Origin of the sequence: Pseudonocardia oceanicola, assembly GCF_047200735.1 — a bacterium.
Lineage (GTDB): Bacteria > Actinomycetota > Actinomycetes > Mycobacteriales > Pseudonocardiaceae > Pseudonocardia.
Genome location: NZ_JBJZON010000021.1, coordinates 32,570 through 58,071 on the forward strand (window position 1 = coordinate 32,570; position 25,502 = coordinate 58,071).

21 protein-coding genes are annotated in these 25,502 nt (G+C 74.1%); 10 read left to right on the forward strand and 11 right to left on the reverse strand.

Features of this window, described 5'->3' with window-relative positions; all coding sequences use genetic code 11:
• Nucleotides 1–6: 6 nt before the first annotated feature.
• Nucleotides 7–813: an Fpg/Nei family DNA glycosylase gene (locus ACL02T_RS25330; RefSeq protein ID WP_412833265.1), complete on the reverse strand. Its 807-nt coding sequence runs from the start codon at nt 811–813 to the stop codon at nt 7–9.
• A complete protein-coding gene (locus ACL02T_RS25335) occupies nt 813–1,280 on the reverse strand; it encodes a ribose-5-phosphate isomerase (protein WP_412833266.1) in 468 nt (155 codons plus the stop codon). The genes ACL02T_RS25330 and ACL02T_RS25335 overlap by 1 nt, the downstream gene beginning before the upstream one ends.
• Nucleotides 1,281–1,297: 17 nt before the next feature.
• Here ACL02T_RS25335 and ACL02T_RS25340 point away from each other — a divergent pair, with 17 nt between their 5' ends.
• The 6 genes from ACL02T_RS25340 to ACL02T_RS25365 all read left to right on the forward strand — a co-directional run bounded on the left by ACL02T_RS25340 (nt 1,298) and on the right by ACL02T_RS25365 (nt 9,991).
• Nucleotides 1,298–1,987: a DUF429 domain-containing protein gene (locus tag ACL02T_RS25340; protein WP_412833267.1), complete on the forward strand. Its 690-nt coding sequence runs from the start codon at nt 1,298–1,300 to the stop codon at nt 1,985–1,987.
• Between the two features lie 186 nt (nt 1,988–2,173).
• Entirely contained in the window at nt 2,174–2,968 is a 795-nt protein-coding gene (locus ACL02T_RS25345) for an MBL fold metallo-hydrolase (RefSeq protein ID WP_412833268.1), read from the forward strand.
• A gap of 11 nt (nt 2,969–2,979) precedes the next feature.
• Entirely contained in the window at nt 2,980–3,636 is a 657-nt protein-coding gene (locus tag ACL02T_RS25350) for a TenA family protein (RefSeq protein ID WP_412833269.1), read from the forward strand.
• A gap of 57 nt (nt 3,637–3,693) precedes the next feature.
• Nucleotides 3,694–6,264, forward strand: a complete 2,571-nt coding sequence (locus ACL02T_RS25355; RefSeq protein WP_412833270.1) for a glutamate--cysteine ligase — start codon at nt 3,694–3,696, stop codon at nt 6,262–6,264.
• Between the two features lie 37 nt (nt 6,265–6,301).
• Nucleotides 6,302–8,074, forward strand: a complete 1,773-nt coding sequence (locus ACL02T_RS25360) for an N-acetylglutaminylglutamine amidotransferase (RefSeq protein WP_412833271.1) — start codon at nt 6,302–6,304, stop codon at nt 8,072–8,074.
• Between the two features lie 3 nt (nt 8,075–8,077).
• Nucleotides 8,078–9,991, forward strand: coding sequence for a S9 family peptidase (locus ACL02T_RS25365; RefSeq protein WP_412833272.1), 1,914 nt, complete (start codon nt 8,078–8,080; stop codon nt 9,989–9,991).
• 283 nt (nt 9,992–10,274) lie between these two features.
• On the opposite strand, the gene ACL02T_RS25370 is transcribed toward ACL02T_RS25365, so the two are convergent.
• Both ACL02T_RS25370 and ACL02T_RS25375 read right to left on the reverse strand, forming a co-directional pair.
• On the reverse strand, nt 10,275–11,822 hold the full coding sequence (locus tag ACL02T_RS25370) for a serine/threonine-protein kinase (RefSeq protein ID WP_412833273.1): 1,548 nt from the start codon (nt 11,820–11,822) through the stop codon (nt 10,275–10,277).
• Nucleotides 11,823–12,031: 209 nt separating this feature from the next.
• On the reverse strand, nt 12,032–14,428 hold the full coding sequence (locus tag ACL02T_RS25375; protein ID WP_412833274.1) for an apiosidase-like domain-containing protein: 2,397 nt from the start codon (nt 14,426–14,428) through the stop codon (nt 12,032–12,034).
• A 204-nt stretch (nt 14,429–14,632) separates the two neighbouring features.
• Between ACL02T_RS25375 and ACL02T_RS25380 the strand changes: the two genes are divergently transcribed.
• Nucleotides 14,633–15,067: a CBS domain-containing protein gene (locus tag ACL02T_RS25380; RefSeq protein WP_412833275.1), complete on the forward strand. Its 435-nt coding sequence runs from the start codon at nt 14,633–14,635 to the stop codon at nt 15,065–15,067.
• Nucleotides 15,068–15,154: 87 nt separating this feature from the next.
• On the opposite strand, the gene ACL02T_RS25385 is transcribed toward ACL02T_RS25380, so the two are convergent.
• Nucleotides 15,155–15,778, reverse strand: a complete 624-nt coding sequence (locus ACL02T_RS25385; protein WP_412833276.1) for a mycothiol-dependent nitroreductase Rv2466c family protein — start codon at nt 15,776–15,778, stop codon at nt 15,155–15,157.
• A 172-nt stretch (nt 15,779–15,950) separates the two neighbouring features.
• Here ACL02T_RS25385 and pepN point away from each other — a divergent pair, with 172 nt between their 5' ends.
• The 3 genes from pepN (at nt 15,951) to ACL02T_RS25400 (ending at nt 20,141) form a co-directional block, all read left to right on the forward strand.
• Nucleotides 15,951–18,497 carry an aminopeptidase N gene (gene pepN, locus ACL02T_RS25390; RefSeq protein WP_412833277.1) on the forward strand — a complete coding sequence of 849 codons (2,547 nt, stop codon included), beginning with the start codon at nt 15,951–15,953 and terminating at the stop codon, nt 18,495–18,497.
• A gap of 270 nt (nt 18,498–18,767) precedes the next feature.
• Nucleotides 18,768–19,499, forward strand: a complete 732-nt coding sequence (locus ACL02T_RS25395) for a hypothetical protein (protein ID WP_412833278.1) — start codon at nt 18,768–18,770, stop codon at nt 19,497–19,499.
• A gap of 21 nt (nt 19,500–19,520) precedes the next feature.
• A complete protein-coding gene (locus tag ACL02T_RS25400; protein WP_412833279.1) occupies nt 19,521–20,141 on the forward strand; it encodes a phosphatase PAP2 family protein in 621 nt (206 codons plus the stop codon).
• Here ACL02T_RS25400 and ACL02T_RS25405 read toward each other — a convergent pair.
• The 6 genes from ACL02T_RS25405 to ACL02T_RS25430 form a co-directional block, all read right to left on the reverse strand.
• Nucleotides 20,119–20,391 carry a hypothetical protein gene (locus tag ACL02T_RS25405; protein ID WP_412833280.1) on the reverse strand — a complete coding sequence of 91 codons (273 nt, stop codon included), beginning with the start codon at nt 20,389–20,391 and terminating at the stop codon, nt 20,119–20,121. The two genes, ACL02T_RS25400 and ACL02T_RS25405, sit on opposite strands and share 23 nt — an antisense overlap.
• A gap of 224 nt (nt 20,392–20,615) precedes the next feature.
• Nucleotides 20,616–22,193 (reverse strand): sensor histidine kinase, encoded by a 1,578-nt coding sequence (locus ACL02T_RS25410; protein WP_412833281.1) that lies wholly within the window; start codon nt 22,191–22,193, stop codon nt 20,616–20,618.
• A 109-nt stretch (nt 22,194–22,302) separates the two neighbouring features.
• Complete coding sequence (locus ACL02T_RS25415; RefSeq protein ID WP_412833282.1) at nt 22,303–23,007, reverse strand: LuxR C-terminal-related transcriptional regulator; 705 nt, start codon at nt 23,005–23,007, stop codon at nt 22,303–22,305.
• Nucleotides 23,008–23,223: 216 nt separating this feature from the next.
• A complete protein-coding gene (locus ACL02T_RS25420; RefSeq protein ID WP_412833283.1) occupies nt 23,224–23,724 on the reverse strand; it encodes a DUF5130 family protein in 501 nt (166 codons plus the stop codon).
• A complete protein-coding gene (gene ctaJ / locus ACL02T_RS25425) occupies nt 23,711–23,956 on the reverse strand; it encodes an aa3-type cytochrome oxidase subunit CtaJ (RefSeq protein ID WP_412833284.1) in 246 nt (81 codons plus the stop codon). The genes ACL02T_RS25420 and ctaJ overlap by 14 nt, the downstream gene beginning before the upstream one ends.
• Nucleotides 23,957–24,015: 59 nt before the next feature.
• Nucleotides 24,016–25,431: a DUF2252 domain-containing protein gene (locus ACL02T_RS25430; protein ID WP_412833285.1), complete on the reverse strand. Its 1,416-nt coding sequence runs from the start codon at nt 25,429–25,431 to the stop codon at nt 24,016–24,018.
• Nucleotides 25,432–25,502 lie beyond the last annotated feature (71 nt).

Sequence of the window (25,502 nt, forward strand, 5' to 3'; positions counted from 1 at the left end):
CCGGGGTCATCCCGCCTGGCAGGTGGGGCACCAGAACAGGTTGCGGGCGGCATGGGTGGCGGTCCGGACCTCGGTGCCGCAGACCAGGCAGGGCATCCCGGCTCGGCGGTAGACGTACACCTCGCCGCCGTGCCGGTCCCTCCGCGCGGCCTGCCCCGTGCGGCGCGGGTCGTGCTCGGGCCGGACGGTGTCGATCCGGCCGCGCCGCACGCCGTCCCTCATCAGGGCCACGAGGTCCGGGGCCATCGCGTCCCACGTGCCACGGTCGAGCGCCCGCCCGGGGATCTGCGGGTCCAGCCCGTGCCGGAAGAGCAGCTCGGCGCGGTAGACGTTGCCGACGCCGGCGAGCACCCGCTGGTCCATCAGCAGTGTCGCGAGCGGGGAGGCCGACCGCGAGAGGCGCTGCCACACCCGTTCCGCGTCGAAGTCGCGGCGGAGCGGGTCCGGGCCGAGCCGCTCGCGGATCGCCCTCACCTCGGCGCGGGTGAGCAGCTCGCACGCCGTCGGCCCGCGCAGGTCGGCGAAGTGCGTCTCGCCGACGTACCGCAGGCGCAGCTGGCCGCGCGGCTCCGGCGCGGGTAGCTCGCCCTCGTCGAACGTCCCGTACAGGCCGAGGTGCACGTGCACGACATCGGGGCCGAAGCGGTGGAACAGGTGCTTGCCGTGCGCCTCGGCCCGGGTCAGCACCTGGCCGTCGAGCAGCGCGGCCGACTCGGCGAACCGGCCCTGTGGGCTGCTGACCGCGACCGGTCGCCTCGCGAACAGCGCCTGGTGCCGCCGCGCCAGCCGGTGCAGCGTGTGCCCCTCGGGCATCAGGCCTGCTCGGCGGACGCGCCCGTCTGCTCGTAGGCGGCGAGCTGGTCGATGCGGCGCTGGTGCCGCTCGCCCCGCGAGAAGGGCGTGGCGAGGAAGGCGTCGACGATGGCGAGCGCCTCGTCCTCGCTGTGCTGGCGGGCGCCGATGCCGACGACCTGGGCGTCGTTGTGCTCCCTGGCGAGCTTCGCCGTCTCGGTGCTCCAGGCCAGGGCGGCCCGGATACCCTTCACCTTGTTCGCGGCGATCTGCTCGCCGTTGCCCGAGCCGCCGATCACGACCCCGAGGCTGCCGGGGTCGCCGACCACACGGCGGGCGGTGTCGATGCAGAAGGCCGGGTAGTCGTCGTCCGGGTCGTAGGTCAGGGCACCGACGTCGACGACGTCGTGACCCGCACCCGTGAGGTGCTCGGAGAGCCGGGCCTTCAGCTCGAAGCCGGCGTGGTCGCTGCCGAGGTAGACGCGCACGGCGAGAATCCTGCCTCATGGACGATGGCGCCGGGATCGCCGGGGTGGACGGGGTGCCTGGCGGCTGGGTGGTGGTGCGGCTGCACGGCCGCGCTCCCCGGTGGACGGTGCGCTGGGCCGTGGTGGCGAGCGCCGTCGAGGTGGCCGACGTGACCGCCGGCTATGCGGCGGTCGGGGTGGACATCCCGCTCGCGCTGCCCGCCGACGGCCTACCCCGCCCGTGTGACGTCCTGTGCGCCGCCCGGCTCGGCCGGGCCCGGTCGTCGGTGTTCCCGGCACCGCCGCGCGAGGTGCTGCTCGCACCGACGCACGAGGCGGCCGTGCGCCGCGCCCGCGAGCTGACCGGGCGCGGGATCAGCGTCCAGACCTACAACATCCGGCGGCAGATCCTCTCCTGGGACGCCGTGCACCCGTTGCCCGACAACGTCATCGAGGTGCATCCCGAGCTGGCGGTGCGCGGGCTGGCACCGGGGACGGAGTTCGCGTCGAAGAAGACGGCGCGGGGTGCGGGCCAGCGCATCGCGGCGCTGACCCGCTGGGTGGACCCGGCCCGGGCGCTGGCCGACCTCCCGGAGGGCGCCCGGCTCGACGACTGCCTCGACGCCCTGGCCGCCACCTGGTCCGCCGCCCGCTGGGCCGACGGGACGGCCGACGTCCTCGGGGGCGAGACCGGTGCCCGGGACCGGATCATGCGGGTCGCGGTCTGACTCGCGGGCGCGACTCGCGGGAGCCCACAGCGCGACTCGCGGGAGCCCAGGGCGCGACTCGCGGAAACCCACAGCGCGACTCGCGGGAGCCCAGGGCGCGACTCGCGGAAGCCCACAACGCGACTCGCGCTACGGATCTCGGAGGTGGGGCGACGGCGGTAGGGTCCGCTCCGTGCGGGCCGGACGATGAGCAGGGTGGAGCCGGGCCGGACGGCCTGGGTCGAGCTGGGCGACGGGGTCCTGGCCCGCCGGCACGCCGAGCTCGACCTGACCACCGGGCTGGTCCTCGGCGGCGAGCGCGCCCTGGTGATCGACACCGGCGGCGACCACCGGCAGGGTGCCGAGCTGGCGGCCGCGGTACGTGCGGTGACCACCCTGCCCGTGACCGTCGTGCTCACCCACGCCCACTTCGACCACTGCTTCGGCACCGCGGCGTTCCTGCCCGCCCCGGTCCTGGCGCACCCCGGTTGCCGGGCCGCGCTGGACCGCACCGCCGCCGCACAGCGTGATCACTGGGCCGCCCACTACCGTGCCGACGGCGACCCGGCGACGGCCGTGGCGCTCGAGGAGACCGAGCCGGTACCACCCGGGCCCGCTCCCCCGGCACTGGATCTCGGCGGGCGGGAGGTCGTGCCGGTCGCCCCCGGGCCCGGGCACACCGACCACGACCTCGCGGTCCACGTGCCCGACGCGGGCGTGCTGTTCGCGGGCGACCTGCTGGAGTCCGGCGCCCCGCCGGACTACGAGGACGCCCACCCGCTCGCCTGGGCCGACGCCGTCGCGGCGCTGCTCGCCCTCGACGTCGGCACGTACGTCCCGGGACACGGCGATCCGATGACCCCCGCGCAGGCCCGGGCCCAGCACGCCGAGCTGGAGGTGGTGGCCGCCCTCGCCCGCGCCGTCGCCGCCGGCGAGCTGGCCGCGGCCGGGGCGGAGGCACGCTCGCCCCACCCCGGCGTCCCCTGGCCCCGGGAGACCTAGGCTCACCGCACGTGAGCCTTTCGCAGGAGTTGCGCGAGTCCGGCCGGGAGACCTGGGATGCCGCCGTCGGGCATCGGTTCGTCGAGGAGCTGTGGGCCGGGACCGTGCCGCCGGACGTGCTGCGCCGCTACCTCGTGCAGGACTTCCAGTTCTGCGACGCCTTCCTGGCCCTGCTGGGCGCGGCCGTCGCCACCTGTGACGACGCCGCGGCCCGGGTGGTGCACGCCCGCCAGGTCGGTGTGGTCGCCGGCGACGAGCACGACTACTTCCACCGCTCCTTCGACCTCCTCGGCGTGCCCGACGCCGACCGGACCGCCCCCGAGCGCGGGGCGCCGACCGAGGGGTTCGTCGCCCTGATGGACGTCGCTCGCACCGGCGGGAGCTACCCGGAGATCGTCGCCGTGCTCCTCGTCGCGGAATGGCTCTACCTCGACTGGGCATCCCGCCCCCATGACGCGCTGCCGAGCGACCCGATCTCCCGGGGGTGGATCGACCTGCACCGTGGCCCCGAGTTCGAGGCCTGGGTCACCTTCCTGCGCGCCGAGCTGGACCGCAGCGCGCCGCGCGCCGCGGACCCCGGGCGTGTCGCCCGGTACTTCGCCGAGGCCGTGGATCTCGAGCTCGCCTTCTTCGACGCGGCGTACGCCGGCCGAGACCGCCACACGTGAGCAGGGCCCCGCGCGCAGGCTATCCGTACGTAACAATCGGCCCCTAGCGTCACTCGCATGAGTGGCGCCGGGAAGCCCCTCCTCGGGGTCGAGGAGGAGTTCCACGTCGTGGACCTCGAGACGCGCCGTGCCGCGCCCGAGGCCGACACCCTCCTCCCCCAGCTCGACGGGGCCGAGTTCGCGCGGGAGCTGCAGCGCTCGCTGGTCGAGACGAACACGCCGGTCTGCGAGACGCTCGACGACCTGGGCGCCCACCTGCGCCGGCTGCGGGCGAAGCTGGAGAGCGTCGCCGAGCCGCACGGGCTGGGGATCGTCGCGGCCGGCACCGTCCCGCTCGTCGACCTGACCGGCGACGACATCTCCGCCGGGGCCCGCTACGAGAAGATGCAGCACGAGTACCAGATGCTCGTGCGGGAGCAGCACATCTGCGGCGCGCAGGTGCACGTCGACGTGCCGGACCGCGACACCGCGGTGCAGGTCGTCCGGCGCGTGGCCCCCTACCTGCACATCCTGCTCGCGTTGTCGGCCAGCTCGCCGTACTGGCGCGGCAACGACACCGGCTACGCGAGCTACCGCAGCATGGTCTGGTCGCGCTGGCCGACCTCCGGCCCGCCGGCGATGGTCGAGACGGCGGCCGAGTACGACGCGATGGTCCACGAGCTGATCGCGTCGGGCACGATCAGCGACCCCGGCATGCTCTACTTCGACATCCGGCCGAGTGCGCACGTGCCGACCGTCGAGCTGCGGGTGTGCGACGCCTGCACGGAGGTCGACGACGTCGTCCTCATCGCCGGGCTGTTCCGGGCCCTGGTGTGCAAGGCCCGCGCGGACCTGGACAAGGGCCTGCCGTTGCCGACGAGCCGGCAGGAGCTGCTGCGCTCGGCGAACTGGCGGGCCGCGCGCTCCGGGCTCGAGGGCGACCTCGTGGACCTGGTCGGTCCGTCGCTGGTCTCGCCCCCGCTGCTGGTCGGGCAGCTCGTCGACATGCTGCGCCCGCAGCTGGAGGAGCTGGGCGACTGGGAGCAGGTCCTCGCGCTGTCGCAGGCCACCCTGGAGCGCGGCAGCGCCGCCGCCCGGCAGCGCCGGATGTTCGGCCGCCGCGGCCGGCTGACGGACGTGGTCGACGCCCTCGTCGCCCACACCCAGGGCCGGCTGCTCTCGATCGAGCCCCCGGTCGAGGTGCCGCTCGCCCGCGAGCTGCTCGCCGACTACCGGCCGGGCGGGTTCGACGAGGCGGTCAGCGACGGCGGCACCGTCCTGCCGCAGTACGGCTGGATGTTCCGGGCGCTGGAGCGCCTCGGGCCGCGCGGGATGGTCGCCGCGGAGTCCGCGCTCGAGACCGAGCAGCGGGCGCGCGGGGTGACGTTCGGTCCCGAGGACGGCACGGCGGAGGCCCGGCTCTTCCCGCTGGACCTGGTGCCGCGGATCGTGAGCGCCGAGGACTGGCACGTCCTCGAGGCGGGGCTCGCGCAGCGGGTCCGGGCGCTGGAGCTGTTCGTCCGGGACGTCTACGGCGAGCGCCGCATCCTGCACGACGGCGTCGTCCCCGCGGCGGTCGTCGACGGGGCGCCCGGCCGGAACCGCGAGGGCGAGATCGTGCCCGGTGACGTCGTGCGGATCGCCGTGGCCGGGATCGACCTGGTCCGCGACGCACCGGACCGCTGGCTCGTGCTCGAGGACAACCTGCGCGTGCCGTCCGGCATCGGCTACTCGATCATGAGCCGGCGCCTGGTCCGCAGCGTGATGAGCGACCTGGAGCCGCCCACCGGCGTCGTCGGGCTCGAGGACGTGCCCGGACGGCTGCGGGCCGCGCTGCTCTCGGCGACCGACTCCGGCAGCCCCGGCGCCGACGAGGTGGCGCTGCTGTCGTCGGGCCCCTCCGACTCGGCCTTCTTCGAGCACCGGCTGCTCGCCGACCGGATGGGCGTGCCGGTGGTGACGCCCCGGGACCTGCAGGTCACCGACGACGGCGTCTACCTGGTGACGACGGGCGGGAAGCGGCGGCTCTCCGCCCTCTACCGTCGGATGGACGAGAAGGACCTGATGAACTCCCGCGGCGCCGACATGCGGCCGATCGGGCGGGCGCTGGCGAGCGCGGTGTCCCGGGGCCGGGTCGCGCTGCTCAACGCGCTGGGCAACGGCGTGGCCGACGACAAGCTCGTCTACGCCTACGTCCCCGACATGATCACCTACTACCTCGACGAGGCCCCGCTGCTGGACATCGTCCCGACCTACCCCTGCGTCGACGACGAGCGGCGCGCCGAGGTGCTCGACCGGCTCGACGAGCTCGTGCTCAAGCCCGTCGACGGGTACGGCGGCAGCGGGATCGTGATCGGCCCGCACGCCGAGCGCTCGGAGCTCACCGAGGTGGAGAAGCTGATCCGGGCCGAGCCGGCCGGGTGGGTGGCCCAGGACATGGTGTCGCTGTCCACCCACCCGACCTTCTCCGGGAACCGGCTGGAGCCGCGGGCGGTCGACCTGCGGGCCTTCGTGTTCCAGAGCCAGTACGGCGGCCGGGCGCACCTCGACGTCGTCCCCGCGGCCCTCTCGCGGGTCGCGCCGCCGGGCAGCCTCATCGTCAACTCGTCGCGGGGCGGCGGGGCCAAGGACACCTGGATCCTCCGGTAGTCGACCAGGGGCGCACGACGCAGTTGGGAGCAGGAACATGTGCGGTATCGCCGGTGAGATGCGGTTCGACGGCAGCCCGGCCGACCCGGCGGTCGTCGCCCGGATCGTCAAGGCGATGGAGCGCCGCGGCCCGGACGGGACCGGGGTGCACGCGGCGGGCCCGGTGGCGCTGGGCCACCGCCGTCTGAAGATCATCGACCTGTCCGAGCGGGGCGCCCAGCCGATGGTCGACTCCGCGCTCGGGCTCGCCGTGGTGTTCAACGGTTGCATCTACAACTACCGGGACCTGCGCCGCGAGCTGGAGGCGGCGGGGTACCCGTTCTTCTCCGACTCCGACACCGAGACGGTGCTCAAGGCCTACGCGCACTGGGGCCCGCAGTGCGTGGAGCACTTCCACGGGATGTTCGCCTTCGCCGTGGCCGAGCGGGACAGCGGCCGGCTCGTGCTGGGCCGGGACCGGCTGGGGATCAAGCCGCTCTACGTGACCGAGGGCGCCGGCGTACTGCGGTTCGCCTCGTCGCTGCCGGCGCTGCTGGAGGCGGGCGGCGTCGACACCTCGATCGACCCGGTGGCGCTGCACCACTACATGACCTTCCACTCGGTCGTCCCGGCGCCGCGGACGATCCTCGCGGGCGTCGGCAAGCTACCGCCCGCCACGGTGCGCACCTACGAGCCGGACGGCCGGCACGCCGACCACGTGTACTGGCGCCCGGTGCACGAGCGCCGTCCCGAGCTGGGGATCACGGACTGGAAGGAGGCCGTGCTCGAGGCGCTGCGCACGGCGGTGCGCCGCCGGATGGTCGCCGACGTCCCGGTGGGCGTCCTGCTCTCCGGCGGGCTGGACTCCTCGCTCGTCGTGGCGCTGCTGGCGCGGGAGGGACAGCGGGGGCTGAAGACCTTCTCCGTCGGCTTCCACGCCGCCGGCGGCGAGAAGGGCGACGAGTTCGAGTTCTCCGACATCGTGGCCGCGGAGTTCGCCACCGACCACCAGCAGATCCTGGTCGACCCCGCGCGGATGCTCCCGGCCGTCGACGAGGCGATCACGGCGATGGCCGAGCCGATGGTCAGCCACGACTGCGTGGCCTTCTACCTGCTGTCCGAGCAGGTGTCGAAGTCCGTGACCGTCGTGCAGTCCGGCCAGGGCGCCGACGAGGTCTTCGCCGGGTACGACTGGTACCCGCCGCTGCGCGACACCCCCCGTGACCAGGCCGTGCAGGCCTACCAGGCGGTGTTCACCGACCGGCCGCACGCCGAGCTGGCCGACGTCCTGGAGCCCGAGTGGCTGCTCGACCACGACCCGAGCCGGGCCTTCGTCGCCGAGCACTTCGGAATGCCGGGCGCGAGCGAGACGTTGGACGCGGCGCTGAGGCTGGACAGCACGATCATGCTCGTGGACGATCCGGTGAAGCGCGTCGACAACATGACGATGGCCTGGGGACTGGAGGCCCGAGTCCCGTTCCTGGACCACGAGCTCGTCGAGCTGGCGGCGGCCTGCCCACCCGAACTGAAGCTCGCGCACGGCGGCAAGGGCGTCCTCAAGGAGGCGGCCCGCGGCGTCGTCCCGGACGACGTCATCGACCGGCCCAAGGGGTATTTCCCGGTGCCCGCGATCCGTCACCTGGAAGGACCGTTCCTGGAGCGGGTGCGCGACGCCGTGACCGACCCCGTGGCCAAGGCGCGGGGGCTTGTCCGGGGGGACTGGCTCGACCGTATGCTCGCGAATCCGAACACCGCGCGTACCACTCTCGGGTCGAACGCGTTGTGGCAGGTGGCACTGCTGGAGATGTGGTTACAGGAGAGGGGGATCTAGCTCATGAACGTCGGTGTCCACGTCGATACCTTCACCGACCGGCGCCGCGCGCAGCTGGCCGGTGAGCTGGACGAGCACCTCTTCACCCCCGCGTACCGCTCCGCGCAGCCCTCCCCGGACGGCACCCTGCTGGCCTGGATCTCCGACCGGGACGGGCGCCCACGCGCCTACGTCGGCCCGATGCCGGCGGGCGAGAACCCCGCCGAGCAGCCGCCCACGCCGCTGGACACCGAGGTGGACCCGGCGGTGGCGTGCGACGTCAAGGCCGTCGGCTGGTGCCCGGACGGCTCGTTCGTGGCCTGCGAGGTCGCCCCCGGCGGCGGGGAGCGCACCCGGGTCCTGCTGCTCTCGCCCGACGGCACCGAGCGGCGTGAGATCGCCGCCGGCTCCGCGGCCGTCACGCTCGGCGCCTGGTCCCCGACCGGGCGCCAGCTCGGCGTCACCATCTACTCGGACCGCGCCTCCGGCGGGGACGGGTCCGGGGTCGCCTGCCTCGTCGACGTGCGGGACGGGTCCTCGATCGTGCTCGGCTCCGGGCCGGCCGCCGTGGTCTGCGCGGTCAGCAGGGACGGCCGCCGCGCCGTCCTGCGCACCGGCCGCCGTGGCGCCCGCACCCTCGAACTCATCGACCTGTGGACCGGCCGGCGCACGGACCTGCTCCCCGGGCACGACGCCACCGTGGCCGACGGGCGCTTCGGCGTCACCGGCGCGGTGCTCTACCTGCACACCGACGCGGGTCGCGAGCGCCCGGCGCTGCTCGCCTGCTCGATCGGCGACGACGAGTCCGGCGGCGAGGTCTCCCTCGCATGGGAGGTCGCCTGCCGGGGACACGACGACCTCGACCAGGTCGCCCTCGACCCGGCCGGGGCCCGCGCCGCGCTCGTCTGGAACGTCGACGGCCGCTCCGAGCTCGAGCTCGTCGACCTGCGCACCGGGCTCACCGACCCGGTGCCGGACCACCCCGGCGACGTCGTCACCGGGCTGGCGTTCACCCGGGACGGGCAGGCGCTGCTGGTCGGCAGCGAGGGGCCGGCCGTGCCGCCGCACGTCGCCCGCATCGCGCTCGACGTCCCCCTCGCCGAGCCCACCCCGCTGCTCCCCGACACCTTCGACCCCCTCGAGCAGCTCGTCGACCCCACGTTGCACGAGTTCCGCGCCGAGGACGGGCTGACCCTGACCGGCTGGCTGTTCCGCCCGCGCGGCGGGTTCGGCGCCGCCCCGACCCTGGTGTGGCTGCACGGCGGGCCCGAGGCCCAGGAGCGCCCGGTCTTCCAGCCGCTGTTCCAGGCGCTGGTCGCGGCCGGTGTGCAGGTGTTCGCGCCCAACGTCCGCGGGTCGGCCGGGTTCGGGCGCGTGTTCTCCCAGGCGGACGACCTGGACCGCCGCTTCACCGCGATCACGGACGTGCGGGCGGCGGTCGGCTTCCTCACCTCGTCCGGGCTCGCCGACCCGGACCGCATCGGCGTGTCCGGGCGCTCCTACGGCGGCTACCTCACCCTCGTCGCGCTCGCGTGGTTCCCCGAGCTGTTCGCGGTGGGCGTCGACGTGTGCGGCATGTCCGACCTGCAGACCTTCTACTCCGACACCGAACCGTGGATCGCCGCCGCCGCGACCACCAAGTACGGCGACCCGGAGCGGGACGGCGAGATGCTGCGCGCGCTCTCCCCCATCCACAGCGCCGACCGGATCAGCGCGCCACTGATGGTCGTGCACGGGGCGTACGACACCAACGTGCCGCTGGGCGAGGCCGAGCGGATCGTCGAGGCGCTGCGGGCCCGCGGCGCCGCCCCCCACTTCCTGCTGTTCGACGACGAGGGCCACGAGACCCACGCCGTCGCCCACCGCGCGGAGTTCACCGCCGAGGTGGTGCGGTGGGTGACGGGCCACCTCACGGAGCCGGCCTCTCGGACCGCCTGAGGGGTTGCCGGGCGCCGCGGTGGGCGGTTGTCGGGCAACCGCGGTCGTGGTGATCACAGCGAGGGTCACAGGAGCGCTGCTCGAGGAGCGCTCGCGTGCCACTCAGAGCGATCTTGGGTCCAAGATCAACGCGAGCGACACAGGAGCGCAGCCGAGCGAGCCGCAGCGTGACGCTCGGAACGATCACGGATGCACGCAGCCCGTCAGCTGGAGATCAGTGCGAGCGGGACGGGAGCGTCGGCCGAGCGGCCCTCCCGTGGCCCTCGGAACGATCCCGGCCCGATCAGCTGCGGGAGAAGGACTGGATGAGCTGGTCGCCGTCGCTGCCCGTGCCGACCCGGAAGGTGTAGGGCTCGCTGCTGGTGGAGCCGTCGGTACGGGTGAAGACGATGGTGGCCGAGACCTGACCGTCCCCGGTGGAGCGGGCGTTCTGGATCTCCACGTCGCTCATCCCGCCGTAGAAGCGGCGGAAGCCGTCGATGCCGCCCGACGCGGCCCGCGCCTCCGAGCCGAGCATCGCGAAGGCCGCGTCGGGGTCGTCGGGCAGGAGGCTGTAGTAGCCCTGCACGAAGGACACCGCGTCGGTGTCCGAGGCCGCGGAGGACGAGGTCGACGGCGTCGCCGACGGCGTGGTCGTGGTCGGGGTCGTGGTCGGCGTGGAGGTCCGGGTCGGGGTCGGCGTGGTGGTGGGCGCCGCCGCCGGCGGGGCCGCGCCGCCGCCCTGCTCGCCGCTGTCGGCCGCGCGGATGGCGCCGATGGCGACCCCGATGCCCACGACGAGCAGCACCACGGCCACGACGACGAACGGCAACAGACGCCGGCCCCGCGGCTTCCCGGCGGCGGGCGGCCGCTCGGACCCTGGCGGGACGACGACGGGCGGCGCGGGCATGTCCGTGAGCGTGCGCGGGCCCGACTTCGCGGCGGCAGGCTGCGGGCCCGGCAGCACCTGGGTGCTGACCGGCGCGGTCGTGGTCAGGCCGGCCGGCGAGGCGCCGCCCGAGATGGCCGTGAGGGCGTCTCGGGCCTGGGCCGCGGTGGGCCGGTCCATGGGCTCGTTGGCGAGCAGGCGCATGAGCAGCGCGGTCAGCGGGCCGGCGTTCTCGGGCGGGCGGACGGCACCGGTCGCGACCTTGTGGAGCAGGGCGTAGGCGTTGTCGTCGAGCCCGAAAGGGGGCTCGCCCTCCACCGCGGCGTAGAGCGTGGCGCCGAGGGCGAAGACGTCCGACGCCGAGGTCGGCTCCTGCCCGCGTGCCACCTCGGGGGCGAGGAAGGCCGGGGTGCCGGCGATCATGCCGGTCCGGGTGAGCTGCACGTCGTCGACCGCGCGCGAGACCCCGAAGTCGGTGATCTTGGCCCGACCGTCCTCGGCGATCAGCACGTTGCCGGGCTTGATGTCGCGGTGCACCACGCCCGCGGCGTGCGCGGCCGCGAGGCCGTCCGCGACCTGCCGCCCGATCGCGGCGACCTCGCGCGGCTCCATCGGTCCCTTCTCGCCGAGCACCACCGCGAGCGAGCGCGAGGGGAGGTACTCCATGACGAGCCACGGCCGCTCGTCGTGCACCACGACGTCGAACATGCTGATGACGTGCGCGTGCTGCAGCCGCGCGCCGATCCGGCCCTCGCGCAGCAGGCGCTGGCGGGACTCCTCGGCGGCGTCGGCCGCGTTGCCGCTGACCGGCGCGCCGGCCGCGATCAGCTCCTTGACGGCCACGGTCCGGTTCAGCAGCTCGTCGGTCCCCCGCCACACCGCGCCCATCGCCCCGACGCCGATGCGTTCCTCGAGCCGGTAGCGGTTCCCGATACGCGGGGCGTCGGGCTCGGGCGGGGTCATGACCGTCAAGGGTAGGCACTACGCGCGCGCGGGGTGCCGGGAGGTCGGGTCGGACGGGGGCACCCCGGGCAGGGGGACACGCGACGACCGGTGATCGCCCGGCGGGTCGGCCGAGGGCCCGCCGAGTCGCGCTCCGCGTCGCGGTGCGGATCGACCTCGTCCGTGCCGCCGCGTGGCACGGGTCCTACGGTGCGCCGCACGGCGGCCGTTCACCGCGGCAGCCCGAGCTTGCGCGCGCAGGCGGGCCAAGAGCCGTAGCCGCCGCGCCGGTCCCGGACCTTCTCGGCGATCTCGATCTGCTGCTCCTTCGTGGCCTGGTCGGCCCGTGGGGCGTACGTCGTGCCGCCGAAGTCGGACCAGGTGGCGGAGTCGAACTGGAGACCGCCGTAGTAGCCGTTGCCGGTGTTGATGCTCCAGTTCCCCGACGACTCGCAGGCGGCGAGGCTGTCCCAGGTGCCCGAGGTCGGGGCCGCGGGCTTCTCGGGCTGGGCGGGCTCCTCGGGCTGGGCGGGCTTCTCGGGCTGGGCGGGCTTCTCGGGCCGGGCGGGCTCCTCGGGCTGGGTCGACTTCTCGGGCTGGGCGGGCTTCTCGGGCTGGGTGGGCTTCTCGTGATCCGCCGTCTCGTCGGGTTCGGTCCGCTCGGCCGGCTCGCCGGAGCCGTCGTGGGAGCCGTCGTGGGAGGGCGGGTCCTCACGGCCGCCGTCGGGGTCCTGGCGTGCCGTCCCGTCCGCCGTCCGGTGCCGGGGCTGCCCCTGCTCGGGCTGCTGGTCGTCGTCGTGGTCGCGCGGACGCGGCCGGTCACCGTCCTCCGCCTCCTCGCCGACCGTCCCGGAGAGGGTCGCGGAGCCGGGGTCCTCGAGGACCTCGGTACCGGGTGCGCCGAAGCCCGCGGCCTCGTCGTCGAGCACCAGGACCCAGTCCCGCTCGTCGCCCGTGCCCGCGGGCGCCTCGAAGGCGGCGAGCCCGGTCGCCTCGACCGGCTCCTCGACCGCCAGCACCTCGCCGGTCCGCGGATCGACCCAGGACGCGGCGACCCGGTCCGCCGCGAGCATGTCGAGGTCCACGGTGACGTCCCCGCCCTCGGGTGTGTAGGCGATCAGGAAGGAGCCGTCCGAGGCGACGGCGGCGGAGATGCGGTCGTCGCCCTCCGACCCGGTGCCGGCCAGCACCTCGTCGGCCGGCTGCAGCAGGCGGTAGGGCCGCGACTCCAGCACGCGCTTCAGCACGCCGAGCTGGGCGCCGCCGTCGGTCGCCACCGCCGCGTCCCAGCCCGGGCCGAACCCGGAGACGGCGGAGTCGGCGTACGTGGCCCCGCTCGCGCCCCCGAGCGCGGCGCGCCAGGCCTCGGCGCGGACGTCGTGGTCGCTCGTCGACCCGGTGGTGCCGGTGGCGCCGACGCAGTCCTCGCCCTCGACGGGCGGGGTAGCGTCGAGCAGCGGCGTGCCGCTACCCGCCGCCGCGGCCCGCGCGTCGGCCCGCGACGCGGACGAGGCGCAGCTGCCGCTCGCCGCGGAGGTCACGTCGGCCGAGCCGGACCCGGCGCCCGCCGGCCCGCCGTCCTCGCCCGCGGCCCCGTCCTCCGTCCCGGACCCGGTCTCGACGGCTTCCCCACCAGCGCCGACCTCGACCCCGACGACGCCCGCTCCACCCCCGAGAGCGATATCGACGCCCGCTCCGGCCCCGGGCTCGCCGTCGCCGCCCTCCGCTCCCGCCCCGACCTCCGCTCCCGCCCCGACCTCCACGGCGTCCGCTCCTGGACCACGCTCGACCCCGACGCCATCGGCACCGCTGCCGAACTCGCGGTCGTCGCCCTTCGCCCCGTGGTCGCCTCCTGGGCGCGACCGGGAGCCGCCGACCGGGTCGGACCCCTCGGAATCCGCGGCGGGCCCACCGGGACCGGCGGAGCCGCCCGCGGGCCCGGGGGCGGACTCGCCCTGCCCGGACCCGGTGCCGGAGCGGCCCGTGGCGGCGCCGTCGCGGCCTCCCGACCCCCGCGGCAGGTGCGCGACCGGCGCGTCGCTCCCGCCCTCCCGCAACCCCTCCACCAGCTCCGCCCAGATCCCCTCGTGCGCGCCGTCGTCGTCGCCGCCCGTCAGCCAGACCACGGAGGCGTCGCCGTACCGGGCGCCGAGGAAGGTGCCGTACTCCCGGGCGTTGCGCTCGGTGACCAGGCTGCCGGCGAGCCCGTCGCTCCACACCGGGGCCAGCGCGAGCGTGACGCCCTCCGCCGACGCGGACCGGACGAGCTCGTCCACGTGCTCCCAGTAGGCCTCCGTCGGTGCGCCGAGGTGCCCGGCGAAGGCCGCGTCCCCTTCCCGGGTCCGCGGCGCGCCGGGCTGCACCAGCGCGGTGCGGACCACGGTGAAGCCCTGGTCGGCGCGGGTGCCGAGGTAGTCGGCCGCCTCGTCGCCGTCGACCGCGGTCACCAGTTCCCAGGCCGTGTCGGCCAGCCAGTAGAAGGGTGTGCCGTCCGGCCGGGAGAACCACCGCCCGTCGACCCGGACCCCGCCCTCCGGACCCTCCCGCACCACGGCCGCCACGAGGACGCCCGCCAGCACGACCACCACCGCCAACGCCGCACCCAGCGCCCGTCCGTAACCGCCCACGGCCGCACGCTCGCAGCGCGCCCCACCCGTCCGGGCCGGAACCGATCATCCCGTCACGATCGTGAACGGCACCGTCGGTGAGGGACGAGCGAGACGCGGACACGCCGTCGGCCACCCAGGTGATCCGCCAAATCGTTTCAGGACGAAAGCGAGCGTCCGGGAGCAGAATGAAGGCGTCCGAGAACTGCGGCGGAGGGAACGGCGATGAAGATTGCGGACATCCTCGACGCGAAGGGCCGGACCGTGCACACGATCCTGCCCTGGGCGACGGTCGCGGACGCCGTGGCCCGGCTCGAGCGCCTGGGGGTCGGCGCCCTGGTGGTGTGCGACGCCGACCAGCGCATGGTCGGGATCGTGTCCGAGCGGGACCTGATCCGGGAGCTCGCGCACCGGCGCACGGAGCTGCTCGACCTCCGCGTCGACGCGGTCATGACCAGGAAGGTCGCCACCTCTCGGCTCGACGAGCCGATCGCCAGCGCCATGGCCCGGATGACCCGAGACCGCTACCGGCACCTCCCGGTGATCGACGGCGGCCGCCTCGTCGGCATGGTCTCCATCGGCGACCTCGTCAAGGCGCGGCTGCGCGACATGGAGCTCGAGACCGGTGTGCTGCGCGACATGTTCATCGCCGCCCACTGATCCTTCCCGCCGGATGCACGAACGGCACTCTTGTGCGGTAGGTCCGCACAAGAGTGCCGTTCGTGCGACACGGGACGCGGGAATGGATCAGTAGTCGAAGTCGGGGTCCTCGGTGCGGGTGCGCTTCAGCTCGAAGAAGTGGGGCCACCCGGCCAGCAGCCGGGCGCCGTCGAAGACCTTCCCGGCGTCCTCGCCGTGCGGCACCTTGCTGATCACGGGGCCGAAGTAGGCGACGTCGTCGACGTGGATGACCGGCGTACCGACGTCCATGCCCACCGGGGCCATGCCCGCGTGGTGGCTCGCCGTCAGCTTCTCGTCGTACTCGGTCGACGTCGCGGCCTCGGCCAGGGACGCGGGCAGCTCCAGCTCCGCCAGCGCCTCCTTGATCACCACGTCGAAGTCCTTGTTGCCGCCGTTGTGGATGCGCTCGCCCATCGCCGTGTACAGCGGGCGCAGGACCTCCGGGCCCTTCAGCTCGGCGGCCGCCATGCAGACGCGGACCGGACCCCAGCCCTTCTCCATCATCGCCTCGTACTGCTCCGGCAGCTCGCGGCCCGAGTTGAGCACCGACAGGCTCATCACGTGGAAGTTCAGCTCGATGTCGCGGACCTTCTCGACCTCGAGCATCCACCGGGAGGTCAGCCACGCCCACGGGCACAGCGGGTCGAACCAGACGTCGACCTTCGTCTTCTCCGTCTCGGTGCTGGTCATGGGCACTCCGTTCGTCCGGGGAGGGACTCGATCGTTCCGCACAACCCCGAGGGGTGGACGGCCTGTTCCCGGATACCCCGCCGGCGCCGGGCGCAATGACGGGGCGACCACTTCACCCACGTGATTGGATGCCCTCACGCCACACGTCTGCCGGAAGGACCGTCCCCCGCTCATGGCCCCGCCCAACCTGACCCGGACCGACGCCGAGCGCCGGGCCGCCCTGCTCGACGTCTCCGGTTACGTCGTCGACCTCGACCTCACCGACGGCCGCGGCGGACCGGGCGAGAAGACCTTCGCCACCACGACCACGGTCCGGTTCGCCTGCGCCGAGCCGGGCGCGGACAGCTGGATCGACTTCGTGGGCGCCTCGGTCGAGTCCGCCACACTGAACGGCACCGCGCTCGACGTCTCCGGCTACCGCGAGGACGACGGGATCGCGCTGCCCGGCCTGGCCGCCGAGAACGAGCTCACCGTCCACGCCACCGGCGCCTACATGAACACCGGCGAGGGGCTGCACCGCTTCGTCGACCCGGTCGACGGCGGCGTCTACCTCTACTCGCAGTTCGAGACGGCGGACTGCAAGCGCCTGTTCGCCTGCTTCGACCAGCCGGACCTCAAGGCCCGCTACACGCTCACCGTCACCGCGCCGCACGACTGGAAGGTCGTGTCCAACGCCGTCGCGGAGACCTCCGCGGACGACGGCGCGACCGTCCACCGCTTCGCCGAGACCGAGATCATGTCGACCTACCTGGTCGCCCTGATCGCCGGCCCGTACGCGAGCTGGCACACGGAGCACGACGGCATCCCGCTCGGCATCTACTGCCGCGCCTCGCTGGCCCCCCACATGGACCACGAGCGGATCTTCACCGAGACGCGGCAGGGCTTCGACTTCTACCACCGCAACTTCGGGATCCGGTACCCGTTCGGCAAGTACGACCAGCTCTTCGTGCCGGAGTTCAACGCAGGCGCCATGGAGAACGCCGGGGCCGTGACCTTCCTCGAGGACTACGTCTTCCGGTCCCGGGTCACGCGTTTCCTCTACGAGCGGCGCGCCGAGACGATCCTGCACGAGATGGCGCACATGTGGTTCGGCGACCTCGTGACCATGCGCTGGTGGGACGACCTGTGGCTCAACGAGTCGTTCGCCACCTGGGCCTCGGTGCTCTGCCAGGCCGAGGCGACCGAGTACGCGCAGGCATGGACGACCTTCGCCAACGTCGAGAAGTCGTGGGCCTACCGGCAGGACCAGCTGCCCTCCACGCACCCGATCGCCGCGGACATCCCGGACCTGCAGGCCGTCGAGGTGAACTTCGACGGGATCACCTACGCCAAGGGCGCGTCGGTGCTCAAGCAACTGGTCGCCTACGTCGGGCTCGAGCCGTTCATGGCGGGGCTGCGTGCGTACTTCGAGGCCCACGAGTGGGGCAACGCCACGTTCGACGACCTGCTGGGCGCGCTGGAGAAGGCCTCCGGCCGGGACCTGTCGGACTGGGGCGCGCAGTGGCTGCGCACCACCGGGCTCAACCTGCTGCGCCCGCAGTTCGAGGTCGACGACGAGGGCCGGTTCACCTCGTTCGAGGTCGTACAGGGCGGCGCCCGGCCGGGCGCGGGCGAGCTGCGCACCCACCGGGTCGCCGTCGGCGTGTACGACGACGAGGAGGGCCGGCTGGTGCGGACCCACCGGGTCGAGGTCGACGTCACCGGCGAGCGCACGGCCGTCGAGGAACTGATCGGGAGCCCGCGCGGGAAGCTCGTCCTGGTCAACGACGACGACCTCACCTACTGCGCGCTGCGGCTCGACCCGGGCTCGCTCGCCACCCTCATCGACCGGATCGGCGACATCGCCGAGCCGCTCCCCCGCACCCTGTGCTGGTCGGCGGCCTGGGAGATGACCCGCGAGGCCGAGCTCAAGGCACGCGACTTCACCACGCTGGTGGCCGGCGGGTTCGGCCGGGAGACCGAGATCGGCGTCGTGCAGCGGCTGCTGCTGCAGGTGCAGACCGCGGTGGCCTCCTACGCCGACGAGGGGTGGGCCGCGGACACGGGTTGGCCGCTGCTCACCGACGCCCTGGCCGCCCAGCTCGACTCGGCCGAGCCCGGCTCGGACGCCCAGCTCGCCGTGGTCAACGCGCTGTCCGGGAGCGTCCTGCCCGCGGCGACGCTGGACCGGTTCGCCGCCTGGCTGGAGGGCCGGGACGTCCCGGAGGGGCTGACCGTCGACACGGACCTGCGCTGGCGGTTGCTGCACGCCCTGGCGGCGCACGGCCGGGCCGGCGAGGAGGCGATCGAGGCCGAGCACCGCCGGGACGCCACCGCGGCCGGCGAGCGGCAGGCCGAGCGCGCCCGCTCCCTCGTCCCCACGCCGGAGGCCAAGGCGAAGGCCTGGGACCGCGCGGTGCACGACGACGAGCTGCCCAATGCCGTCAACGAGGCGATCATCGGCGGGTTCAGCCACCCGGGCCAGCGGGCCCTGCTCGCGCCCTACGTGGAGAAGTACTTCGCCGAGGTCGCGGACGTCTGGGCGCGGCGGACCTCGGAGCGCGCGCAGAGCGTGGTGCTCGGGTTGTTCCCGTCCTGGGCCGTGGAGAAGTCGACGGTCGACGCCGCCGACGCCTGGCTCGCCGACGAGAGCCACCCACCCGCGCTGCGCCGGCTGGTGTCCGAGGGCCGGGCCGGCATCGTCCGCGCCCTGGCCGCGCGGGAGTTCGACCGCAGCTGACCGCATCGTCGATCCGGAGCGCGCTCCGGGACCGGCGGGACGCGTGAAGGATCCATCCTGCGCGCTCCAGCCGGCCCCGGACGCGTCATGGATCCACAGTGCGCTCCCGGGCTCGCCCCGGACACGTGATGGATCCACAGTGCGCGAGAAGGTTGCTCGGCGTACGGGTGAACGTCGACTGCTCCGGCCGGCACTGCCATACTCCGCATCTCACCGAGGGTGATCCGTGCTCCCCCGTCTGCGGCACCCCCGACCCGCCGGAGTCCGCGCATGCGCATCCCGTCCGCGCTCTACCCCGTCCTGCTGGCATGCCTCGTCGCCGCCGGCTGCGGTGAGCCCGGCGCGGACCAGGCCGCGCTGGTCGCCACCGGCCCGGCAACGGTCGCACCCGCCCCCGTGCCCTCCTCCCGGCCCGCGGCCATGCCCGTCCCCGGCGCCCCCTCCGTACTGCGGGCGGCCCTCGACGCCACTCACGACCTCCCGAGGCCCACGCCCACCCCGTCGTCCACCCCGGAGGCCTCGACGCCCGGGCCGGGACGCTCCGGTGCTGGTGGAGGCGGCGGTGGCGGCGCCACCGGACCGGCCGGGCGCACCGTGAACACCGAGGTGACCTTCTACGGCGCCTACGACAACGACCCGCCCGGCAGCGCCGCGATCGCCTACCCGGTGGCGCACTCCGAGGCCGGGGGGACCGGCACGTACGCGGACCCGATCACCTTCGCCGCCGACCCGGACTACCTGGCCGTCGGCACGATCGTCTACTACGCCCCGCTGCGGAAGTACTTCGTGATGGAGGATCTCTGCGCGCCGTGCCGGGACGAGTACCAGGCGAACGGGCACCCGCACATCGACTTCTACACCGGCGGCTACGACAGCGGCGTCTCCGCCTGTCAGTCGGCACTCACCCCGTCCGGTCTGGTCGCGGTCGAGGTCTCACCACCGCCGGGCCGCGCGGTCGACGCCACACCCCTCTACTCGAACGGGCGATGCATCTCCGGTTGATCACCGGGAACGCTGGAGATCGTGACGAGCGCAGGTCCGCACGCCCCTCCGGCCGTGCCCGAGCACCTGCGCCGGCCGGCCGCCGTCGCGGTCGGGCTGGCCACCGTGGTGTTCGCGCTGCTCGGCGTCCGCTACGCCGGGGAGCGTGGCCACGGCGTGCTCGACGGACGCGCGGAGAGCCTGGTCGACTCGCTCGCCTCGGCGCACCTGTGGCTCCTGTGGCGGTTCAGCGAACTGGGGTCACCGCCGCTGGTCGTGTTCGCGGCGTTCGCGCTGTGCGGCCTCTGTCTGGCGCTGGGCCGGCGCCGGCTCGCCGTCGTCGCGATCGTGGGCCCGGGCCTCACCGGGGTCGCCACGACCTTCCTCAAGCCCGCGATCGGGCGGACGATGGAGTTCGGCGGCTTCGCCTATCCCAGCGGCCACACGGGCGGTGCGACGTCGATCGCCCTGGTTGCGGCCCTGCTGCTGGTCAGCCTCGTGCGGCCGGGGCGGATCACCGGCATCGCGCTGGTCGTGACGATCGCGCTGGTCGTCGGCGGCACGATCGGCACGGCGATGGTCGCGACCGGAACGAGGGCCCGCCGGACGACGCCCGGCGAGCCCTCGGTGGTTCGTGCCGTCAGCGAGCCAGCAGGCGGCTGAGCAGCCCCTTCTTCGACCCGCCGCCGTCGGCGGGCCGGTAGTGGCCGCAGACGGACGCGCCGCAGGCGCCGCAGTCGTCCCCGCGGCGGTAGTGCTCGTGCGCCTCGGCCTCGTGCCCGCACACGCACACCCCTGCCGGGGCGGGGGCCGGCGGCGTCGGTGCGACCGGCGGCGCGGCCGGAGCCTCGGTGCCCTCGCGACCGGTCCGCTGGGCGGGCACCGCGACGTGCGGCGTCGCCAGATCGTCCACCGCCGGCATCCCCGTGGGAGGGGTCAGTACCGACGAGGAGGATCCCTGCGGACCACCGTCAGTGGTCCGGCTGCGCGGACGGGCGTTGTCCGACTCACCCATTCGGGATCCCACCTTTCTTCCGACCGGCCTTGAGGGGCCGGATGGAGCACAGTATGCAACTGATCGACCCCTGCGGGCTATCACCAGGAGTGGTGAGACGCCCGGCGGTGTTCGTCGTTGCCCTACTGTGCGACGTGGTCGGTGGCCGGTCGGTTCGCGTCGACGGCCGGAAGGGTGATGGTCGCGGCACAGCCGCGCGGACCGTCCACCGTCCGTAGGGACAAGGACCCTCCCTGCCCCTCCATGAGCTCGCTGCTGATGTGGAGCCCCAATCCGGAACCTCCGGCACCGGCGTCGCGTACACCCCGTCCGAGAACCTCGTGCTCCTTCCCCGGGGGAAGGCCCGGCCCGCGGTCCCTGACCTCGATTACCACCTCGTCACCCTCGGAAAACGCCGTCACCGTGACGGGAGTTCCCGGCGCGTGACGTTCACAGTTGGCCAACAGGTTGGTGACGACCTGTGCGATCACGGCCGAGTCGCCGAGCGCCGCGAGCCCGTCGGGCACCTCGAGAGCCACTGCCCGGCCCCGCGCCCGCTGCAGCGCCACCAGGCCCGCGAGCATCGGTTCGACCTCGTACGACGCGGGTTCGTCGGCCTCGTCGCCGGCCAGGTCCTGCTCCAGCTGCAGCGCGTCCGCCGAGCGTTCGAGGATGGTGTGCAGGCGCCCGAGCTCGGCGAGGACCGCGCTGCGCAGCCGCTCGTGGTCGGGCCCGTCGGCCTCGGCCGAGAGCAGGTGGGTGATGCCGGCGAGCCCGGCCAGGCCGTTGCGCAGCTCGTGGTTGCGCTCGGCGGTGTGCACTGCGGCGCGCTCCATGTGCAGCGCGGCGGCGGCGAGCTCCTCCTGTTGCTCGAAGTTCTCCTCCTGCAGCGACCGCAGCCCACGCTGGACGAGCTGCAGCAACCCGACCAGCAGTACCGCCATGCCGACGATCCTCAGACACGGGAACACGAGGTCCGGCACCGGTGGGCCCATCGGGGTGGACAGCCGGTAGAGCTGGGCGCCGGCCACCACGACCAGGCCCAGCCCGATGCGTAGCCGGGTGGTGCTCTGCCGGCGTACGGCGTCGACCACCGCCAGGACCGCGGCGCCGATCCAACCGATCACGACGACCACGGCGCTCACCGGCCCCGCGACCACCCGCGTGACCGGTCCCAGGTCCGGCACCAGGAACAGGGCCAGGACGGCGAGGACCGCCCCGCCTACCATGATCACCCAGCCGCCCCACGCCCCCAGCCGGCGCGGTGAGCGCAGTGCGAAGACCAGCAGGACGAGCGCGGTGGCGTAGGCGAGCAGCCGGGAGACCTGCGTGGCCGAGGAGGCGGTGCCGGTCGGCGCGGAGACGCCCCACGGCAGGACGACCAGGTCGTAGAGGACCAGGGCGGCCGCCAACCAGGCCAGCCGGGCCTCGCCGAGCAGGCGGGAGGCCACCAGCGCCAGGATCGCGGCCGCGGCGCCGATACCGGCGCCGACGAGGGTGAGGATGTCCGCCGCGGTCTCCTGCTGCAGCCACTCCACGACCTGCGGGCTGCCGACCAGCGCGGCGACCCCGGCACAGAGCGCGAGCAGCACCCCCACGTCGACGGCCAGGCGCGAGGTGAAGCGGGCGCGCCGCAGCCGCCCCACCGCGCTCGTGACACCCGTCGCCATGACGCCGAGGACCCCCTCCCCGGGCGCGCCCCCGGCGCACCGCTCATCCATCTTAGGGATGCGCGCACCCGGGTACGCGGCGGACGAGGAGCCTCAGCCGGTCGGCCGTCGGGCGTTCACCCGACCCGAGCCGTCCTCGTGACCTGCGGCGACGGCCGGCTCAGGTCCCGGTCGCCCTCCGGTACAGGGCCACGGCCTCGAGCTGCGAGCTCACCTCGAGCTTGGTGAGCACCGCGCGGATCTGGGTGCGCACGGTCGCCAGTGACACCACGAACTGGTCCGCGACGGCCTGGGCGCGTTTGCCGCGGGCCAGCTCGGCCAGCACCTCGCGTTCGCGCTGGGTGAGCCTGCCGAGCTTCTCGGTGAGGTCCCGGCGTTCGGCCTGTCGGCGACGGGAGAGGTCGATGAACTTCTGTCGCCGGTCGTCGGACATCACCGCACGCCCGGCGACAGCCTCGTGCACGGCCGCGAGCAGCGTCGGGAACGGTGCGTTCTTGGGTACCCAGGCGAGCGCGCCGGCGTCGAGGGCCGAGCCGACGCGGGCCGGGTCGGCGCTCCCGGACAGCACGAGGACCTGCCACCCGATGCCCAGCAGCGGGCCGACCAGCTGTACGCCGTCGATCCGGTTGCCCTCCGGGTCACGGCCCAGGTCGAGGTCGAGCAGGACGAGCCCGGGCCCGAGCTTGCCGGCCTCGGCCAGGAGGCCGCGCTCCGCCGTCGGGCGGATGCGGGAGGCCTCGATCCCCTCGGAGCGCAGGCTGAGCACGAGGGCGGTCGCGACGAGCTCGTGGTCGTCGACGACCACGACGGGCGTGCCGATGCCCGGGGGTCGCTGCCGGTCGTCGTGCCGGGTCGGTTCACTCATGGAGTACGAGGATGGCCTTCGCTGTCGGACCGACGAACGGTCCTGGGACCGCACCGGTCCGCCCACGCGGTGCCGGTCACTGTCCGGAGCGTGGAGGAACCCGTACGCCTCGCCCACATGATTGCACCATATGGCGTGACGGGCCCTACCCATCCCGCACGACTGCGTGATGAGGGTGTGGCCCGGCCCGCGTCCGGCCCCGGTGACCCGGTGCCGTCAGCGGCGCGGACCGGCCTGGTCGGCCAGCATCCGCAGCCCGCTGAGCAGCCCGCCCAGCAGGTCGCTCTCCTTGAACGAGGCCACCATGCTCATGACGGCGAGCTTGGCGCCCCGGTCCGGCAGCCGCAGCTTCGCCTCCGAGCCGGTGATGACCTCGACGACGCGCTGCCCCGGGCTCACCGCGACGAGCACGGACTCCGGCGCGCGCTCGAGCGAGGCCTGCAGCTCGACCGCGCGCACCTCGGTCTTCTCGGTGAGGTCGCCCAGGTAGATGGCGAAGAGCAGGCCGGTCTCGCGGCTGGCCAGCGTGAGCGCCTCGTCGAGCCGGGACAGCTGCGGGGTGGTGAAGGGAACCCCGTCGGAGGTGTCCACCTCGGTGAAGACCTCCGCGGCCGAGATCCGGCCGGACGCGGTCACGACCGTGCCCTCCGGCAGGTTCTCCGGGTCGAGCGTGGCGACGGCGCCGTGGCCGTGCCCGCCGTGCTCACCAGTGGCCACGGGCACCCCCGGTCGTCGCGGCCCCCTCGGCCGGCTCGATGTGCTCGGCAGGGGCGGGCAGGTGTGCCCCCTCGGGGTTCGCCGTCCACAGCACGGGGTCGTAGTCCCACTTCTCACCCGTGCGGTACCTCGGCCGCTTCGCCATCTTGGGCGCGATCGTCAGCAGGGCCACGACCACGTAGATGACGACGGGCGGCACCACGAAGGCCAGCACCGTCTGCACCACGCTCACGGTCACACAACCTAGTCCATCCGTCGGGGTCCGGGCACGTCAGGCGCGGTGGACCCTGCTCACACCCCCGGCTCGCAGGGCAGCACGCCCCGCCGGATCGCTCCCGTCAGCTCGTCGAAGTCCCGTTCGGTCTGGTCGGCGTAGGCGCGGGCGAAGCGGCACATCGCCTGCCGCACCTTGCCGCCCCCGCCGAGGTACCCGCAGATCATCGACGCGCCGCTGGTGCGGGCGTGGCCCTTGGCCAGCAGCCGGCCGCAGACGGCGGCGTAGTCGGCGAGGGTGGCCGCGTCGATGCCGTCGAGGACGATCGCGCCCTTCATGTCGCGGAACTGCCGGACGTAGTACTGCCGGTCGCCGACGGTCGTCCAGCCGAGGAGCGGGTCGGACACGGTCTGCAGGGCCTGCTGGTACTCGACGACGCGCTGGCCCTGATGGGCGTGCCAGGCGTCGTCGCCGTGCACGTACGGGGCGACGACGGACCGGCGGGCCTGCTTGAGCTGCAGGAACAGGACGTCGTCGGCCGCCGAGCCCTCACACAGCGCGATGTAGGCGCGCAGCCCGACCGAGCCGACCCCGACGACCTTGTGCGCGACGTCGACCACCCGGTACCCGCCGACGACGCGCGCCCAGTGCGGCGGCAGGGTCCGCAGGTACTCGTCGAGGGCGGCCAGGATCCGCTCGTACTGCCGCGGATCGGGGCGGGTGATCAACGGCGGCTCGGTGACCAGGCGCCGGTCCGCGCCGTCCCGTTGGGTGAACCGGGGCAGCGCGCGGTCACTGGTGCGGCGCCTGGCCTTACGGGCCGCGGAGGCGACGGCCTTGCGACTGCTCTTGCGCGGGGCCCGCTCGTGCAGCTCCTGCGCGCCGATGCGTTCGAACGAGCGGCCCAGCAAAGGCTCGTCGGCCAGCCGCTCGAGGTGGCGGCGGTAGGCGTCGACGCACTCCTCGACGGCGGTCTCGCACTGCTGTTCACCGGCCGCGTTGTCCCGGCCGGCCACCCACACGCTCGCCGTCAGCCGGCGCAGGTCCCACTCCCAGGCCCCGGGGTGGGCCTCGTCGAAGTCGTTGAGGTCGAAGACGAGCTCCCGCTCCGGCGAGGCGTAGAACCCGAAGTTGCCGAGGTGGGCGTCGCCGCAGATCACCGGCCGGATCCCGGTGGCGGGCAGGGTGGCGAAGTCGGCGGCGTGCTGCGCCGCGGCGCCGCGCAGGAAGGCGTACGGGCTCGCGCTCATCCGCCCGATCCGGACCGGGACGAGCCGCCCGACCCGGCCCTCGTTCGTCGCGATCACGGACTCGACCGCCCCGATCCGCCGGTTGTCCGGCGACCACTCCCCGAGCGAGGACCGCGGCACGTCCCGGCGCAGGCCCCGGCCGAGGGCGTACCGCTCCGTGCGCGGCACGGCCGGCGCCGAGAGCCGGGCGAAGCCGTCGCGGTCGCGCGGGTGCAGCGAGGCGAGGACGGCGTGCGGTTGCATGCACAGGTGATACCCGACGGGCGGCCCCGCCGCCGGGTCCGACGGCACGTGGTCGCCTTCCCCTTTTCGGC